This is a genomic window from Bogoriella caseilytica (genome assembly GCF_003752405.1).
Taxonomy (GTDB): domain Bacteria; phylum Actinomycetota; class Actinomycetes; order Actinomycetales; family Actinomycetaceae; genus Allobogoriella; species Allobogoriella caseilytica.
Window position 1 is genome coordinate 852,763 of the sequence record NZ_RKHK01000001.1, and the last position, 14,049, is coordinate 866,811.

At 69.2% G+C, this 14,049-nt stretch carries 11 protein-coding genes; 7 read left to right on the plus strand and 4 right to left on the minus strand.

Going from position 1 to position 14,049, the window contains the following annotated elements; translation table 11 throughout:
• The first annotated feature begins 8 nt into the window (after nt 1-8).
• The 4 genes from EDD31_RS03835 to EDD31_RS03850 all read left to right on the plus strand — a co-directional run bounded on the left by EDD31_RS03835 (nt 9) and on the right by EDD31_RS03850 (nt 6,216).
• A complete protein-coding gene (locus EDD31_RS03835) occupies nt 9-2,093 on the plus strand; it encodes a beta-galactosidase (protein WP_123302984.1) in 2,085 nt (694 codons plus the stop codon).
• Entirely contained in the window at nt 2,090-4,537 is a 2,448-nt protein-coding gene (locus EDD31_RS03840; RefSeq protein WP_123302985.1) for a glycoside hydrolase family 95 protein, read from the plus strand. The genes EDD31_RS03835 and EDD31_RS03840 overlap by 4 nt, the downstream gene beginning before the upstream one ends.
• Nucleotides 4,538-4,707: 170 nt before the next feature.
• Nucleotides 4,708-5,640, plus strand: a complete 933-nt coding sequence (locus EDD31_RS03845; RefSeq protein WP_245990879.1) for an HhH-GPD family protein — start codon at nt 4,708-4,710, stop codon at nt 5,638-5,640.
• Nucleotides 5,641-5,766: 126 nt separating this feature from the next.
• Entirely contained in the window at nt 5,767-6,216 is a 450-nt protein-coding gene (locus EDD31_RS03850; RefSeq protein WP_123302987.1) for a hypothetical protein, read from the plus strand.
• On the opposite strand, the gene EDD31_RS03855 is transcribed toward EDD31_RS03850, so the two are convergent.
• Together EDD31_RS03855 and EDD31_RS03860 are read right to left on the minus strand one after the other, a co-directional pair.
• Complete coding sequence (locus EDD31_RS03855) at nt 6,213-6,731, minus strand: amino-acid N-acetyltransferase (RefSeq protein WP_123302988.1); 519 nt, start codon at nt 6,729-6,731, stop codon at nt 6,213-6,215. The genes EDD31_RS03850 and EDD31_RS03855 overlap by 4 nt on opposite strands.
• A 43-nt stretch (nt 6,732-6,774) precedes the next feature.
• The gene (locus tag EDD31_RS03860; RefSeq protein WP_123302989.1) at nt 6,775-7,815 is read right to left on the minus strand and encodes a sugar-binding transcriptional regulator; all 1,041 of its coding nucleotides are present in this window, start codon (nt 7,813-7,815) and stop codon (nt 6,775-6,777) included.
• A gap of 171 nt (nt 7,816-7,986) precedes the next feature.
• Between EDD31_RS03860 and EDD31_RS03865 the strand changes: the two genes are divergently transcribed.
• The 3 genes from EDD31_RS03865 (at nt 7,987) to glpK (ending at nt 12,059) form a co-directional block, all read left to right on the plus strand.
• Entirely contained in the window at nt 7,987-9,684 is a 1,698-nt protein-coding gene (locus EDD31_RS03865; RefSeq protein ID WP_123305104.1) for a glycerol-3-phosphate dehydrogenase/oxidase, read from the plus strand.
• A gap of 70 nt (nt 9,685-9,754) precedes the next feature.
• Entirely contained in the window at nt 9,755-10,492 is a 738-nt protein-coding gene (locus EDD31_RS03870) for an MIP/aquaporin family protein (RefSeq protein ID WP_123305106.1), read from the plus strand.
• 46 nt (nt 10,493-10,538) lie between these two features.
• On the plus strand, nt 10,539-12,059 hold the full coding sequence (glpK, locus tag EDD31_RS03875; protein WP_123302990.1) for a glycerol kinase GlpK: 1,521 nt from the start codon (nt 10,539-10,541) through the stop codon (nt 12,057-12,059).
• A gap of 115 nt (nt 12,060-12,174) precedes the next feature.
• Here the strand turns inward: glpK and EDD31_RS03880 are convergent, their stop codons facing one another.
• Nucleotides 12,175-13,137, minus strand: coding sequence for a D-2-hydroxyacid dehydrogenase (locus tag EDD31_RS03880; protein ID WP_211336047.1), 963 nt, complete (start codon nt 13,135-13,137; stop codon nt 12,175-12,177).
• Entirely contained in the window at nt 13,134-14,048 is a 915-nt protein-coding gene (locus tag EDD31_RS03885) for a carbohydrate ABC transporter permease (RefSeq protein ID WP_123302991.1), read from the minus strand. Before EDD31_RS03885 ends, EDD31_RS03880 begins: the two co-directional genes overlap by 4 nt.
• Nucleotide 14,049 lies beyond the last annotated feature (1 nt).

Consider the following 14,049-nt stretch of genomic DNA (forward strand, 5'->3'; position numbering starts at 1 on the left):
GTCATTCCGTGAAGGTCCCCGTCGGCTTCGGCGCCGCCTACTACCTCGAGTACCAGCCCACCCCGCGCCTCGCAGCCGACATGCGCCTGATGCAGGAGGCGGGCTTCTCGGTCATCCGGGTCGGGGAATCCACCTGGAGCCGCTGGGAGCCGCGCCCCGGGGAGTTCCGCACCGCCTGGATGCGCGAGATCCTCGATGCGGCGCACGAGCACGGCATCGAGGTCATCCTCGGTACGCCCACCTACGCAGCTCCGATGTGGCTCGCCGTCGCCGAGCCCGGCATTGCGGCGGACGCCGCCACCGGCCGGCCGAAGCACTGGGGATCCCGGCAGGAAATCGACATCACCAGCACGGTCTTCCGGCGCTATGCCGAGCGCGTGATCCGCCGGATCCTCGAGGACCTTGCCGAGCATCCGGCCGTGATCGGCTATCAGGTGGACAACGAGTCCGGTGTGATGCTGCTGCACAACGAGAAGGTCTTCATCGCCTTCCGGGAGTGGCTCGCGAAGCAGCATGGCGATGTCGAGGAACTCAATGCCCGCTGGGGCCTGGCGTACTGGTCCCACGAACTGACCACCTACGACGAGCTGTGGCGCCCGGACGGCAACGCCCAGCCCGAGTACGACCTGGCGTGGCGCCGCTTCCAGGCCGAGCTCGTGACCGACTACATCCGGTGGCAGGCCGATCTGGTCCGCTCCCTGGGGCGCAAGGACCAGTTCGTCACCACCTGCATGGCGATCGACCGCGTGGCCATGGACGACGTCTCGGTGGCGCGCGAACTCGACGTCGCCGCAGGCAACCTCTACTTCCGCATGCAGGACAACCTGGCCCACCCCACGCCAGCCGACCGTCCTCAGGGCTGGATGACCGCCGGCACCTGGAGCGTCTTCCTCTCGGCCGACCGCCTCTACGGGACGCGTCACGAACCCTTCCTGGTCACCGAGACCAACGCCGGCGCGATCGCGCACTCGAACGTGGAAGAACCCGGCTGGGACGGCCAATGGCGCCAGGCCGCATGGGCCATGATCGCTCGCGGAGCACGGCTGATCGAGTACTGGCACTGGCATACCAACCATGTGGGCACCGAGACCCACTGGGTCGGCATCCTCCCCCACGACCAGCGCCCGGGGCGGGTCTACCGGAACATCGCGGAACTCGGAGCCGAGCTGCGCCGGCACGGCGCTCTGGTCGAGGACACCGTGCCGGACGCCGAGGTGGCCTTCGTCTTCTCGACCGATTCCAAGTACGCCCTGGCCTTCGAGCCCGCTTTCGCCGACGAAGCGCGCGGACCGGCCTCGCGCAGCTACCAGCGCCTCCTTGAGCCCTTCTACCAGGGAGCCTTCACCGCCGGGCTGCAGAGCCACATCGTCCACGACCGTGAACTGCCGACGGCGGAGGAGCTCCTCGAGCGCTACCCGGTCGTGGTCGTCCCCGGGCTCTACGTGGCGCAGGAGGAGACCCTGGCGACCCTGCGACGCTACGCCGAGCTCGGCGGTCACCTGGTGATCGGACCGCGCACCGGCTACACCGACGAGGTGGCGCGAGTGCGCGTGGAGCCGCAGCCCGGCGGTCTCGCCGAGCTCGCCGGCGCCTCCTACCAGGAGTTCAGCACACCGCCGTCACCCATCGAGGTCGGCTTCGAGTTCGGCGGGCGCGGCCGGGCCACGGGCTGGATCGAGCTGCTCGAGGCCACTGAGGCCGAGGTGCTCGCTCGCTACCGCCATCCCCACCACGGCGCTTTCGCTGCCGCCACCACGCGCGTCACCGGTGCCGGGCGGACCACCCTGGTCGGTTTCGTCCCCGACGACGAGTCGGCACGAACGCTCTTCTCGTGGGTAGCGCAGCAATCAGGCCTGACGCCTGAGGTGCCCTCAGCACCCTCGGTCACCCACGCCTCGACCAGCTCGCCCGCACGGCGGGTGCACTTCTACTTCAACTGGTCCTGGGCACCGGCAGAGATCGCCTGGCCGGACGGCCGACTCAGTCCCGAGGGCGAGGCTGCGACCGTCCTCAGCTTCGGCGCCTGGGACACCAAGATCCTGGTGGAAGACCTCAGCATCAGCGCTGATACCGCCCAGGAGCGCCGTCAGTGATCGATCGCCACGCCGTCGTCCAACGACACACCATCCGCTACCACGAGCCTCATCTGGATGCCCCGCTGACGCTCTGGTACACCCGTCCCGCCCACCGCTGGCAGGAATCTCTGCTGCTGGGAAACGGCCGCCTCGGCGCGAGCGTGTGGGGCGGCATCGAGCGCGAGCTGATCAGTCTGAACGATGACACGCTGTGGACCGGCGAGCCCGGGTACGAGGCCAACCCGAAGGCACCGGAGGCGCTGCCTGAGGTACGCCGGTTGCTGTTGGCCGGTGATCACGCCGGGGCGCAGGTGCTGGCCGGTGACTCACTCGGCGGCATCGGAGACACGGGTGTGTACATGCCGCTGGGGGAACTGAGCATCGATATGCCTGTGCCGGCGGACCAGGTCAGTGACTACCGCCGCGAGCTCGACCTGGGCACCGCGATGGCCCAGGTCACCTTCTCCCACCACGGCGTGACCTATCGCCGGGAGGTCTTCGTGTCTCACCCCGCCGACACCATGGTGGTACGGCTGAGCGGCGACCGACCCGGCGCGCTCACCTTCACCGCGGCCTTGACGAGCCCCTTGCGCCACGAGACCCGGATCGACGAGTCGCAACTGCACATGTCTGGCCGCGCGCCGATGCGCGCCTATACCTACTCGGGACGAGATCGAGAGCCTGAGTACGACGAGGGCCCCGACCCGAGGGGGATGCGGTGGGCGGTCCGGCTCGCCGCGGTCGCTGAAGGCGGAACGGTGAGCCATGGCGTACGGGACGACGCGCAGGTCGTGACCGCCGAGGGCTGCGACGCCGTCACGCTCGTGGTGGCCGCGCGCACTAGCTATAACGGTCCGACCGCGAGCCCCAGCCGCGAGGGCCGGGACGAGACCGCATTGGTCCGTCGCGACCTGCACGCAGCCCTCGGGCAGAGTTACGACAGGCTACGCGCTGCGCACGTGGCCGATCACCAGCAGTTGTTCAACCGGGTCAGCCTGGACCTCGGGCGCTCACCACAGGCAGAAAGCCTGCCCACCAACGAGCGCCTCGAAGCCTACGTCGCCGACAGCGGCAGTGACCCGGGCCTCGCAGCGCTCTACTACCAATTCGGCCGCTACATCCTGATCACCACCTCCCGGCCCGGTAGCCAACCGGCGACGCTGCAGGGGCTGTGGAACCCCTCGATCAACCCGGCGTGGGGCTCGGGTTGGACGATCAACTGCAACGCCCAGATCAATTACTGGCCGGCGGAGGCGGCGAACCTGGCCGAGTGCCATGAGCCGCTGCTGGAGCTGATCCGTGAGCTCAGCGAGAACGGCGCGCGGGTGGCACGCGACCACTACGGTGCCCGTGGCTGGGTTTCCCACCAAGGTACCGACGTGTGGCGCTACGCCCAGCCGGTGGGCAACAACCCCCAGTGGTCGAACTTCGTCGCCAGCAACGCGTGGCTGTCCCAGCACCTGTGGGAGCACTACGCATTCTCGGGTGACCCAGCAGAGCTACGACGCATCTGGCCGATCCTGAGCGGCGCCGCCGCTTTCCATCTCGACATGCTCGTCGAGGAGCCGCTCCACGGTTGGCTGGTCACGGCGCCGGACATCAACTTCGAGAACATCTGGGTCAAACCGGACGGTTCGACCGGCTCGCTGGCGATGGGCACCACGCCCACCACCCAGATGGTGCGCGAACTGTTCACCAACGTCATCACCGCCGCCCGGGCGTTGGGCGAGTCGCCCGAGCTGCGCGAAGAGCTGGAAGTGGCGGTGCAGCGGCTGGCTCCGATGCAGATCAGCCCCACCACTGGCCAGCTGCAGGAGTACCTGGAGGACTGGGGCCGCACCATGAAAGCCGAGGTGCTTTCCAGCTGGGGCGCGGTGGCCAGTGCCCAGATCCATCCCCGCCGCACACCCGAGCTTGCGGCGGCGCTACGCCTGATTTTCGACACCGAACGCTGGTGGGAGGAGAAGGACGATCCACTGGCCGGGCCATGTCTGGGAAGCTGGGAGGGAGCATTCCAAGCGATGGCCTACGCCCGTCTCGGAGATGGGGATACCGCGTTACACATCTTCGACCTGCACCTGCAGAAGGCGGTGCAAGCCAATCTCGGGTCGAAGTTCATCGGGCACGCCCCGAACAACCCGATGTTTCAGATCGACGGCAACCTCGGTCAGACCAGCGCCGTCAACGAGATGCTGCTGCAGAGTCACGTACTCGAGAACGGCGTCTACGAACTCGATCTGCTCCCTGCTCTCCCGGCGCAGTGGTCCGAGGGGGCGGTCACCGGCCTGCGCGGACGCGGCGGATTCGAGGTGGACCTGCGTTGGAGCGGCGGTGACCTGGATACGGCCACGATCCGGTCGATCAGCGGCACAACTACTCGGGTCCGCCACGGCGATCGCACCCAAGAGCTCACAATGACGCCGGGTGAGCAGCGGGTTCTGCGTACCGACGACCTCGGCTGAGCCCTGCGGGAGTGGCTCGAGAGTGCTGGTGAGACGACCTTCGAGAAGACCACCGCGCTGGTGATCCCGTTCCGCTGCTTGCCCTCACGATGAGGTCCAACACCGCACAAGAGCACGGAAGAACCGATCACGGCACGCTGTCCCTTGCTGCGGCACGGCACAATACCGGGGTGCCATTTCCACACTGTCAGGACGTCGAGCGCGGCGACCTCACGCCCCTGCACCACGGAGTCCTGGCCTGGTACCGCGAGCATGCCCGTGACCTGCCCTGGCGGCGCCCCGACGCCAGCGCGTGGGCGGTGCTGGTCAGCGAGGTGATGCTGCAGCAGACCCCGGTGGTCCGCGTCGAACCCGCGTGGCGCGCGTGGATGGAACGCTGGCCAACTCCCGCCGCTCTCGCCGCGGCCGAGCCGGCCGAGGTGTTGCGCGCCTGGGACCGGCTCGGCTACCCGCGCCGCGCGCTGCGGCTGCGCGAGTGCGCCGCAACGATTGCCGCCCGGCACGGCGGGGTGGTCCCTGAGGACGAGGCCGAGCTGCTCGCGCTACCGGGCGTGGGTGAGTACACCGCCGCCGCGGTACGCGCCTTCGCCTACCGCCGCCGCGCCGTCGTACTGGACACCAACGTACGCCGGGTACTCGGCCGCGTGGCCGACGGCGTGGCCCTGCCCCCGCCGTCCCTGGGCCGGGCCGAACGCGAGCGCGCCGCGGCCCTGGTACCCGAGGACGCCGAGACCTCCGCGCGGTGGAACGTGGCCGTGATGGAACTCGGCGCCCTGGTGTGCACGGCCCGCTCCCCCCGCTGCCCCGAATGCCCGGTGCAGGGCCGCTGCGCCTGGCTCGCGGCCGGGCACCCCGAGGATGCGCACGCCGGGCGGCGCCGCACCCAGGGGTGGCACGGCACGGACCGGCAGGCCCGCGGCCGGATCATGGCGGCGCTGCGCGACACCGAGGGGGCGCTCACCCAGGAGGAGCTGCTCACCGCGGCGGCCGGCGGGGCGGCGCCCGAGGCCCTGGACGATCCGGCCCGCCCGGCCCGAGCGCTGACGTCGCTGGTGACTGACGGATTGGCGGTCGAGGTGGAGGGCGGTTACCGGCTTCCGTGAGGGTCGACCGCTGACTGCGGGTTGGGGCGGTGCACGGCGCATCGGCGATCGACGCGCGGGCGTGGGCCACTGCGCGCGTACACGTGACCGTGCACCGCGAGCGCTGCGGATGGGAGACTGCCAGGCGTGTCCGCGCCCTCTTCCGAACCCCGTGCGGTGCGCCCGCTGCGCATCACCCTGCTCACCACCGCCGGAGCCGCCGTGGCCTACGGAGTCCTCGGCGTCGCCCTGACCGTGATGTCGGGCGAGACCAATCCGTGGCCAGGCGTCTCCCTGCTTCTCGTGGCCCAGGCGGTCGCGCTCGCCGGCGCCGTGGGAGCGGGCCTGGCCTGGCGGCGTGCACTGCAGTCGCTGGAGACCCCGGAGCACCTGCCCGGCATCGCCGCCGGGGTGCGCGGCCTGCTCAGCCTGCTGCTGCGCATCCACGGGGCGCTGCTCATCCTCGGCGTCACGGTGTGGATGATCGCCCGCCCGGACGCCTGGCTCGCGATCCTCGCCTGCGCGGCCGTGGCCGCTCAGCTCCTCGCCGTGCTGCGCTTCCTGCGCGGACCGGCTGCGAGCGCCTCATACACCTAGAGCTCAAGCAGCAGGCGCGCGTTCCCGAGGGTGTTCGGCTTGACCCGGGCGAGGTCGAGGAACTCGGCCACGCCGTCGTCGTGGGAGCGCAGCATCTCCTGGTACACATCCATACCGACCGGGGTGCCCTCGATGACATCGAAACCGTGGCGCTGGAAGAACTCCACCTCGAAGGTCAGGCAGAACACCCGCTTCAGTTCGAGGTCACGAGCGCGCTCGATGAGCTGCTCGAGCAACTGATGCCCCAGGCCGGTGCCGCGATAGTCCTCGGCCACCGCGAGGGTGCGCACCTCGGCGATGTCGTCCCACATGACGTGCAGAGCGCCGCAGGCCACCACGCGTTCGCTCTCGCCGGACTGGTCAACGGCAACCACGAACTCCTGGACGGACTCGAAGTAGCTGATCAGCTCCTTGGCCACCAGGATGCGTCGCTCCGCGTAGGGCAGCACCAGGTCGTAGATGCCGCGCGCATCCCGAGGGAGGGCCCGGCGAATCGTGACGTCTGTGGAGTTCATCCGCCCAGCGTAAGGACCGAACTCCGCTCGTGGCTCCACGTACTCACCCCGCTCGCTCGATGACGGCGCGGGCGGTGGTCTCATCCACCACCAGGTCGGTGGCCACACCCGCCCGCAGCGCCCCCAGCAGCGGGCTGACCTTGGCGGTGCCCGCCACCACGCAGATGCGGCGTTCCAGCCGGCGGAGCTCCGGCGGTGTGGGCCCGGTGGCCCGGGCGTTCATCGCGATGTCCGCGAAGGTGCCGTCCTCGCGCAGCAGGACTGTGCAGACGTCGCCGACCACCCGCTCGCGGCGGAGCTGCTCGACCTCCCCCGGGGCCAAGTAGCCGCCCGCGTACACATGCGACACCAGGGGCCCACTCAGCGCCCCTACTCCGAAGAGAGCGACGTTGACGCGCCGTTGCTCCTCGAGCACCCGCCGCACCGAACTCTCCCGCCACATCACCGCCTTGGACTCCGGGTAGTCGAAGAACGCCGGCACCGGGAAGTGGTGCACCCGGGCGTCAAAGGCCTCGGCTGCGGCCGCCATGATCGATCCCGCATAGGGGATGCCGGAGGTGAGTGGATTCGCGGCACCATTGAGCTGGACCACGGCGCTCCCCGGCGCCCGCTTGGGAACCAGGTGATGCACCACGGCCGAGGTCGTGGTGCCCCAGGCCACGCCCAGTACCTGGCCGGGCGCCATCCAGTTCGACACCAGCGCCCCGGCCACCTGCGCGACATTCTCCAGCCGCTGCACGTCGGTCGCGCCTTCGCGCACCGCCACCACGTGAGCCCGCACACCGAAGAGCTGGTGGAACCGGCGCGAGAGGGCGTCGGCACCGGCGCCGCGCGGCTGAAGGGAGATGTTCACCAGACCCGTGGCGCGGGCGTGCTTCAGCAAGCGCGAGACCGTGGAGCGGGAGACGTCCAGGTGCCGTGCGATCGCCTCCATGGTCTCGTCCTGGAGGTAATACAACTGCGCTGCCAGGTAGGCCAGATCCTCCCGCCGTGCCGCGCCGTCAGCAATCAGGGCCGGGGATTCAGCCCGGGATCCCGCGCCTGCGCGGGGGTCGCTTCCGCGCCGTCTGCTCCCAGTGTTCATCGCTCCCCGCTCTCCGTGCACATCTGTTCAATGGGGTTGCGCGCATGTGCGCGTGGTGTTGACCATAGACGCCTATGGGCAGTGCTGCCGTGTGACTGCGCCAATCAATGAGGAGGCCACGCAGTGGATGGACAGTTGAATGCCGAGCGCCGTGGCGCCGCCCTGGACGCCATGTCCGACCACGAGGGCGTGGACGTGCTCGTCATCGGAGGGGGCGTGACCGGAGCAGGGATCGCCCTGGACGCCACCACCCGCGGACTGCGCACGGCCGTGGTGGAGATGCAGGACTGGTCCTCGGGAACCTCCTCGCGCTCCTCCAAGCTCGTGCACGGCGGGCTGCGGTACCTCTACCAGCTCGACTTCCCCCTGGTGGCCGAGGCACTGCGAGAGCGCAGCCGGCTACTGACCACGATCGCCCCCCACCTGGTGCGCGCCCAGCCCTTCCTGTGGCCGCTGCGCACCCCCGTGATCGAGCGCGCCTACTCCGCCGTCGGCGTGGGCATGTACGACCTGCTCGCCCGCCTCGGCTCGCGCGGCCGTCGCAAGGTGCCCATGCAGAAGCACTACTCCAAGAAGGGGGCGCTGCGGCTCTTCCCGCAGATGCGCCCCGACTCCCTCACCGGCGCCATCCGCTTCTACGACGCCCGTGTGGACGACTCTCGGCTGGTCATCGGATTGATCCGCACCGCCGTCGCCCACGGCGCCCTGGCCGCCTCCCGCACCCAGGTCACCTCGCTGACCAAGGGCCCGGCCGGAGAGATCACCGGAGCCGTGCTGGCCGATCTGGAGACCGGTGAGGAGCGGACGGTCCGCGCCCGACACGTCATCAATGCCACCGGCGTATGGACCGAAGAGACCGAGACCCTCTCGGACAGCGCGGCCGGCCTGGAGGTGCTCGCCTCCAAGGGCGCGCACATCGTGGTGCCGAAGGACCGGATCCGGGGCGAGACCGGGCTCTTCCTGCGCACCGAGAAATCCGTGCTCTTCGTCATCCCGTGGGACCGCTACTGGATCATCGGCACCACCGACACGCCCTGGACCTCCGGGCGGCTGCACCCCGTGGCCACCGCCGAGGACATCGACTACATCCTCGACCACGCCAACGAGGTGCTCACCCCGGCCCTGACCCGCGACGACATCATCGGCGTCTGGGCCGGCCTGCGCCCCCTCCTCCAGCCCGGCGTGAAGGGCGACGGCGAGGTCGCCTCCACCAAGGTTTCCCGCGAGCACACCGTGGTCCAGCCCGTGCCCGGCCTGACCGTCATCGCCGGCGGCAAACTCACCACCTATCGCGAGATGGCCGTCGACGCCGTGGACATGGCGCTCGGCTCCCGGGCGAAGTCCATGCCCTCGATCACCGCCGACCTGCCCCTCGTGGGCGCCGAAGGCTTCACCGCCCTACAGGCGCGCGCCAGCCGCCTGGCCGCAGAGCGGGGCTGGACCCGGGAGCGCATGGAGCACCTGATGTTCCGGTACGGCACCGAGGTGTCCCTGCTGCTCGAGTCGATCGACGCCGACCCTTCGCTCGGGGAGCCACTGCCCGAGGCCGAGGACTACCTCCAGGCGGAGGTCGCCTTCGCCGTCACCCACGAGGGCGCTCTGCACCTCCAAGACATCATCGACCACCGCGTGCGCATCGTGACCGAACGGCGCGACCGCGGCATTCCCGTCCTGCCCGCCATCGCCGAGATCGTGGCCCCGCTGCTGGGCTGGGATCGCGAGCGCATCGACAAAGAAATCGCAGCAGCAACCGAGCGCGCCGAAGCGGAGATGTCCGCGGAAAGCGCACGCAGCGACGCCGAGGCGGAGAAGGCACGCCTGGCCGCCAAGGACCTCATCGCCATCCGGCCGCTGGCCAGCGATGGGTAAGTACTGACCTCCTCTCCCCTACGGATCACACTGACGTGACCCAGAAAGCGAGTTCACAGTGGAACTCTCCATGCTCGAGATCTTCACCTCGGAGCTAGTCGGCACCGCGCTGCTCACCCTGCTGGGTACCGGCGTGGTCGCCGCCGCATTGCTCCCCAAGAGCAAGGGCTTCGACGGCGGCTGGGTGCTCATCACCTTCGGCTGGGGCTTCGCGGTCTTCGCCGGCGTCTTCGCCGCCTTCAAGACCGGTGCGCACATCAACCCCGCCGTCACCGTGGGCCTGTGGGCCAACGGCCAGCCCTTCTTCGGTGGCACCGACGAGATCGCCGAGGTTCCCGCCACGATCGCCAATGCCTCCGTGTACTTCGGCGGGCAGCTCACCGGCGCCTTCCTCGGTGCCGTGCTGATGTTCCTGGCCTACAAGCGGCTCTTCGACGACGAAGCGCCAGCGGCCGCGAAGCTCGGCATCTTCGCCACCGGCCCCGCGGTTCGTTCCTACGGGTGGAACCTCGTCACCGAGATCATCGGCACCTTCGTGCTCGTCTTCGTGGTGATCCTCTTCGGCTCCACGCCCACCGAGCTCGGCCCGCTGGCCGTGGCCCTGCTGGTGGTCGGTATCGGTATGTCGCTCGGCGGGCCCACCGGCTATGCCATCAACCCGGCCCGTGACCTCGGACCTCGCCTGGCCCACGCTCTGCTGCCGATCAAGGGCAAGGGCAGCTCCGACTGGAGCTACTCCTGGGTGCCGATCGTCGGCCCCCTCATCGGTGGTGTGCTCGCCGGCCTCGCGGCTCTCGCTTACATCTGAGCCGACCACCCCTCCTTGACAGACCACTCCCACAGAAGGGCAGACCATGACTGACAAGCAGTACGTCCTCGCCATTGACCAGGGCACCACCTCGACCCGCGCGATCATCGTCGATCACGGCGGCAACGTCATCGGCTCCGGACAGCGCGAACATGAACAGATCATGCCGAAGGCCGGCTGGGTGGAACACGACGCCGTCGAGATCTGGCGCAACACCCGCGACGTCGTCGGCCGCGCCCTGGCCGACGCCGACATCAACCGGCACTCCCTGGCCGCCGTCGGCATCACCAACCAGCGCGAGACCGCCGTGGTCTGGGACAAGAACACCGGCGAGCCGGTCTACAACGCCATCGTCTGGCAGGACACCCGCACCCAGGCCATCGTGGACCGCCTCGCCGAGAACGGCGGGACCGAACGGTACAAGGACCGCGTGGGTCTGCCGCTGGCCACCTACTTCGCCGGACCGAAGGTCACCTGGATCCTGGAGAACGTCGAGGGCGCCCGCGAGCGCGCCGAGGCCGGGGACCTCCTGATGGGCACCATCGACACCTGGCTGACCTGGAACCTCACCGGTGGCACCAGCGGGGGCGTGCACGTCACCGACGTCACCAACGCCTCGCGCACGCTGATGATGGACCTGGAGACGCTGAGCTGGCAGGAGGACATCGCCGCCGACCTCGGCATCCCGATGTCGATGCTGCCGGAGATCCGCTCCTCCGCCGAGGTCTACGGCGAGGGCACCGCGCAGTCCCTGCTCATCGGCACCCCCATCGCGGGCATGCTCGGCGACCAGCAGGCCGCGACCTTCGGTCAGGCCTGCTTCGAGGTGGGCATGGCCAAGAACACCTACGGCACCGGCAACTTCATGCTGATCAACACCGGCACCGAGGCAGTGAAGTCCGAGAACGGGCTCCTCACCACGGTGGCGTACAAGATCGGCGATGCCGACCCCATCTATGCGCTGGAAGGCTCGATCGCGGTCACCGGTTCCCTGGTGCAGTGGATCCGCGACAACCTCGGCCTCATCTCCGACGCCTCGCAGATCGAGGCGATGGCCGCCTCGGTGGAGGACAACGGCGGCGCGTACTTCGTGCCTGCCTTCTCCGGGCTCTTCGCCCCGCACTGGCGCCCCGACGCCCGCGGTGCGCTCGTGGGACTGACCCGCTATGTGAACAAGGGTCACATCGCCCGCGCCGTCCTGGAGGCCACCGCCTTCCAGACCCGTGAGGTCAACGACGCGATGAACGCCGACTCCGGCGTGGATCTCAAGGAACTCAAGGTCGACGGCGGCATGGTGGTCAACGAGCTGCTCATGCAGTTCCAGGCCGACATCCTGGGCGTGCCGGTGGTCCGCCCCAAGGTCGCGGAGACGACGGCGATGGGATCGGCGTACGCGGCCGGCATCGCGGTGGGCTTCTGGAAGGGCGAGCAGGACGTCATCGACAACTGGGCCGAGGACAAGCGCTGGGAGCCGCAGATGGACGAGAAGGAGCGCGAGCGCACCTACCGCCTGTGGCAGAAGGCCGTCACCCGCACGCTCGACTGGGTGGACGAGGACGTGAACTAGCGCCCGGTTCCCCTCCCCTTCTGCGCGATCGTGGTCAGTTCGCGCCGCTCTCACCGGCCAAACGGCTCGGGAAGCGGCCCGAACTGACCACTTTCGTTCGGGGGGGCCGCGGGGGTCAGTAGCCGCGAGCGGGATCCACCACGTTGCGCAGCGGCTCGCCCACGGCCCAGCGGGCCACGTTGTCCAGCGCGATGGCCCGCCCGCGCGCCGCGGTGCCCTCGGTGGTGGCACCGTTGTGCGGGGTGACGATCACGTTGGGCAGATCCCACAGCGGGCTGTCCGCAGGCAGGGGCTCCACCGCGTGCGCATCCAGACCGGCCCCGGCGAGCCGCCCCTCGCGCAAGGCCGCCACCAGCGCCTCCTCGTCCACGATCCCGCCCCGCGAAACCGTGATCAGGAAGGCGCGGCTCGGCATCAGAGCGAGCATCTCGGCGCCGAGCATCCCTGCGGTCTCGGCGGTCTTCGGGGCGGTGACCACCACGACGTCGCTGGTGCGCAACAGCGTGCGCAGCCCGTCGTCGCCGTAGCGCAGCCGCACCTCGCCGTCCTGGTCACCGGACGGCGTGCGGCGCAGGGCCTGCACGCTCATGTGACAGGCCAGTGCCTTGCGCGCCAGATCCTGACCACTGTTGCCGTACCCGATGATGCCGAGCCGCGCCCCGGCGAGCTCGCCGTGCACGAAACGCTGCCACTCGTGCCGGCGCTGGGCTTCGAACCACCGGCCCGCCTCCCGGCTGAGCAGCAACATCAGCATCAGCGCGTGCTCGGCGAGCGGAATGGCCCCGTTCCCGGCCGCCGAGGTCAGTGTCACGCCGGGTGGAACCGCGCCGCCGCGCAGCCACCCATCGACCCCGGCAGCCGAACTGTGCACCCACTCCAGGCCCGGAAAGCCCGCCAACGCATCCGCAGGCGAGGCACCGAGGATGGCTTGCACGTGCCGGCGGTCCTCTCCCAGCGTGGCCGCGACATCTCCCTCCCCCAGGGTGGGGATCTCGATGACCCGGTGCGGTGGCGCGAGTCGCTGCAGCTCCTCTCTCGGCAGGCCGGCCGCAGCCGTGACCAGGAGAACGCCGCTCACTTCAGGCCCGTGGTGGAGATCCCTCGGATCAGGTGCTTCTGCGCGAAGGCGAAGAAACACAGGATCGGCACCAGCGACAGCACCGACATCGCCATCAGCACCCCCGTGCCCTGGTTGGACTCGGAGTCCACCAAGGCGTTCAACGCCACCGGCACGGTGAAGGCACCCGGGCTGGTCAGGTAGATGAGCTGGCCGAAGAAGTCGTTCCACGTCCAGATGAAGGTGAAGATCGTGGTGGTCACCAGTGCGGGTTTCATCAGCGGCAGGATGACGTGCCAGAACACTCGGAACGGTCCTGCGCCGTCGATCCAGGCCGCCTGATCGAGTTCTCGCGGAATGCCTCGGATGAACTGCACCATCAAGAAGATGAAGAATGCGTCCGTGGCGAGGAACTTCGGCAGGATCAGCGGAATGAAGGTGTCGACCAACCCGAGGTTCGAGAAGACGATGTACTGCGGGATGATCGTGGCGTGCATCGGCAGCATGACCGAGACCAGCACGATCGCGAAGTAGACCTTCTTCGCCCGGAAGTTGAGCCGCGCCAGCGCGTAAGCCGTGAGCGAGCAGGCGAAGAGGTTTCCCATGATGCAGCTGATCGCGATGATGAGCGAGTTACCGAAGAAGACGGCGAAGGGATAGCCCGCCACGTTCCAGCCGCGCCGGAAGTTGTCGAGCGTGGTCTCGGTGGGGATGATCCCGGGGTCGGTCAGCACCAGGTGGGAGGGCTTGAAGGCGCTCACCGCCATCCAGATCAGCGGGTAGAGCATGAAGAGCCCGAAGATGATCAGCCCGGTATGGCGCAGGATGCTGTTGCGGCGCCGGACCTTCCGCGCGGATACCGATTCGATCTGGTCGGGGATGCGCGGCTCTTTCGCGGCCGCGCGGGGGCGTTCGAGGGTCTGTTCAGCCATA

Bases quoted from the DNA above. Each gene is read 5' to 3' on its own strand.
- EDD31_RS03860 (WP_123302989.1), bottom strand. From the start codon at position 7,815: ATGAACACTGGGAGCAGACGGCGCGGAAGCGACCCCCGCGCAGGCGCG.
- EDD31_RS03865 (WP_123305104.1), top strand. From the start codon at position 7,987: ATGTCCGACCACGAGGGCGTGGACGTGCTCGTCATCGGAGGGGGCGTG.
- glpK (WP_123302990.1), top strand. From the start codon at position 10,539: ATGACTGACAAGCAGTACGTCCTCGCCATTGACCAGGGCACCACCTCG.
- EDD31_RS03885 (WP_123302991.1), bottom strand. From the start codon at position 14,048: ATGGCTGAACAGACCCTCGAACGCCCCCGCGCGGCCGCGAAAGAGCCG.
- EDD31_RS03870 (WP_123305106.1), top strand. From the start codon at position 9,755: ATGCTCGAGATCTTCACCTCGGAGCTAGTCGGCACCGCGCTGCTCACC.
- EDD31_RS03855 (WP_123302988.1), bottom strand. From the start codon at position 6,731: ATGAACTCCACAGACGTCACGATTCGCCGGGCCCTCCCTCGGGATGCG.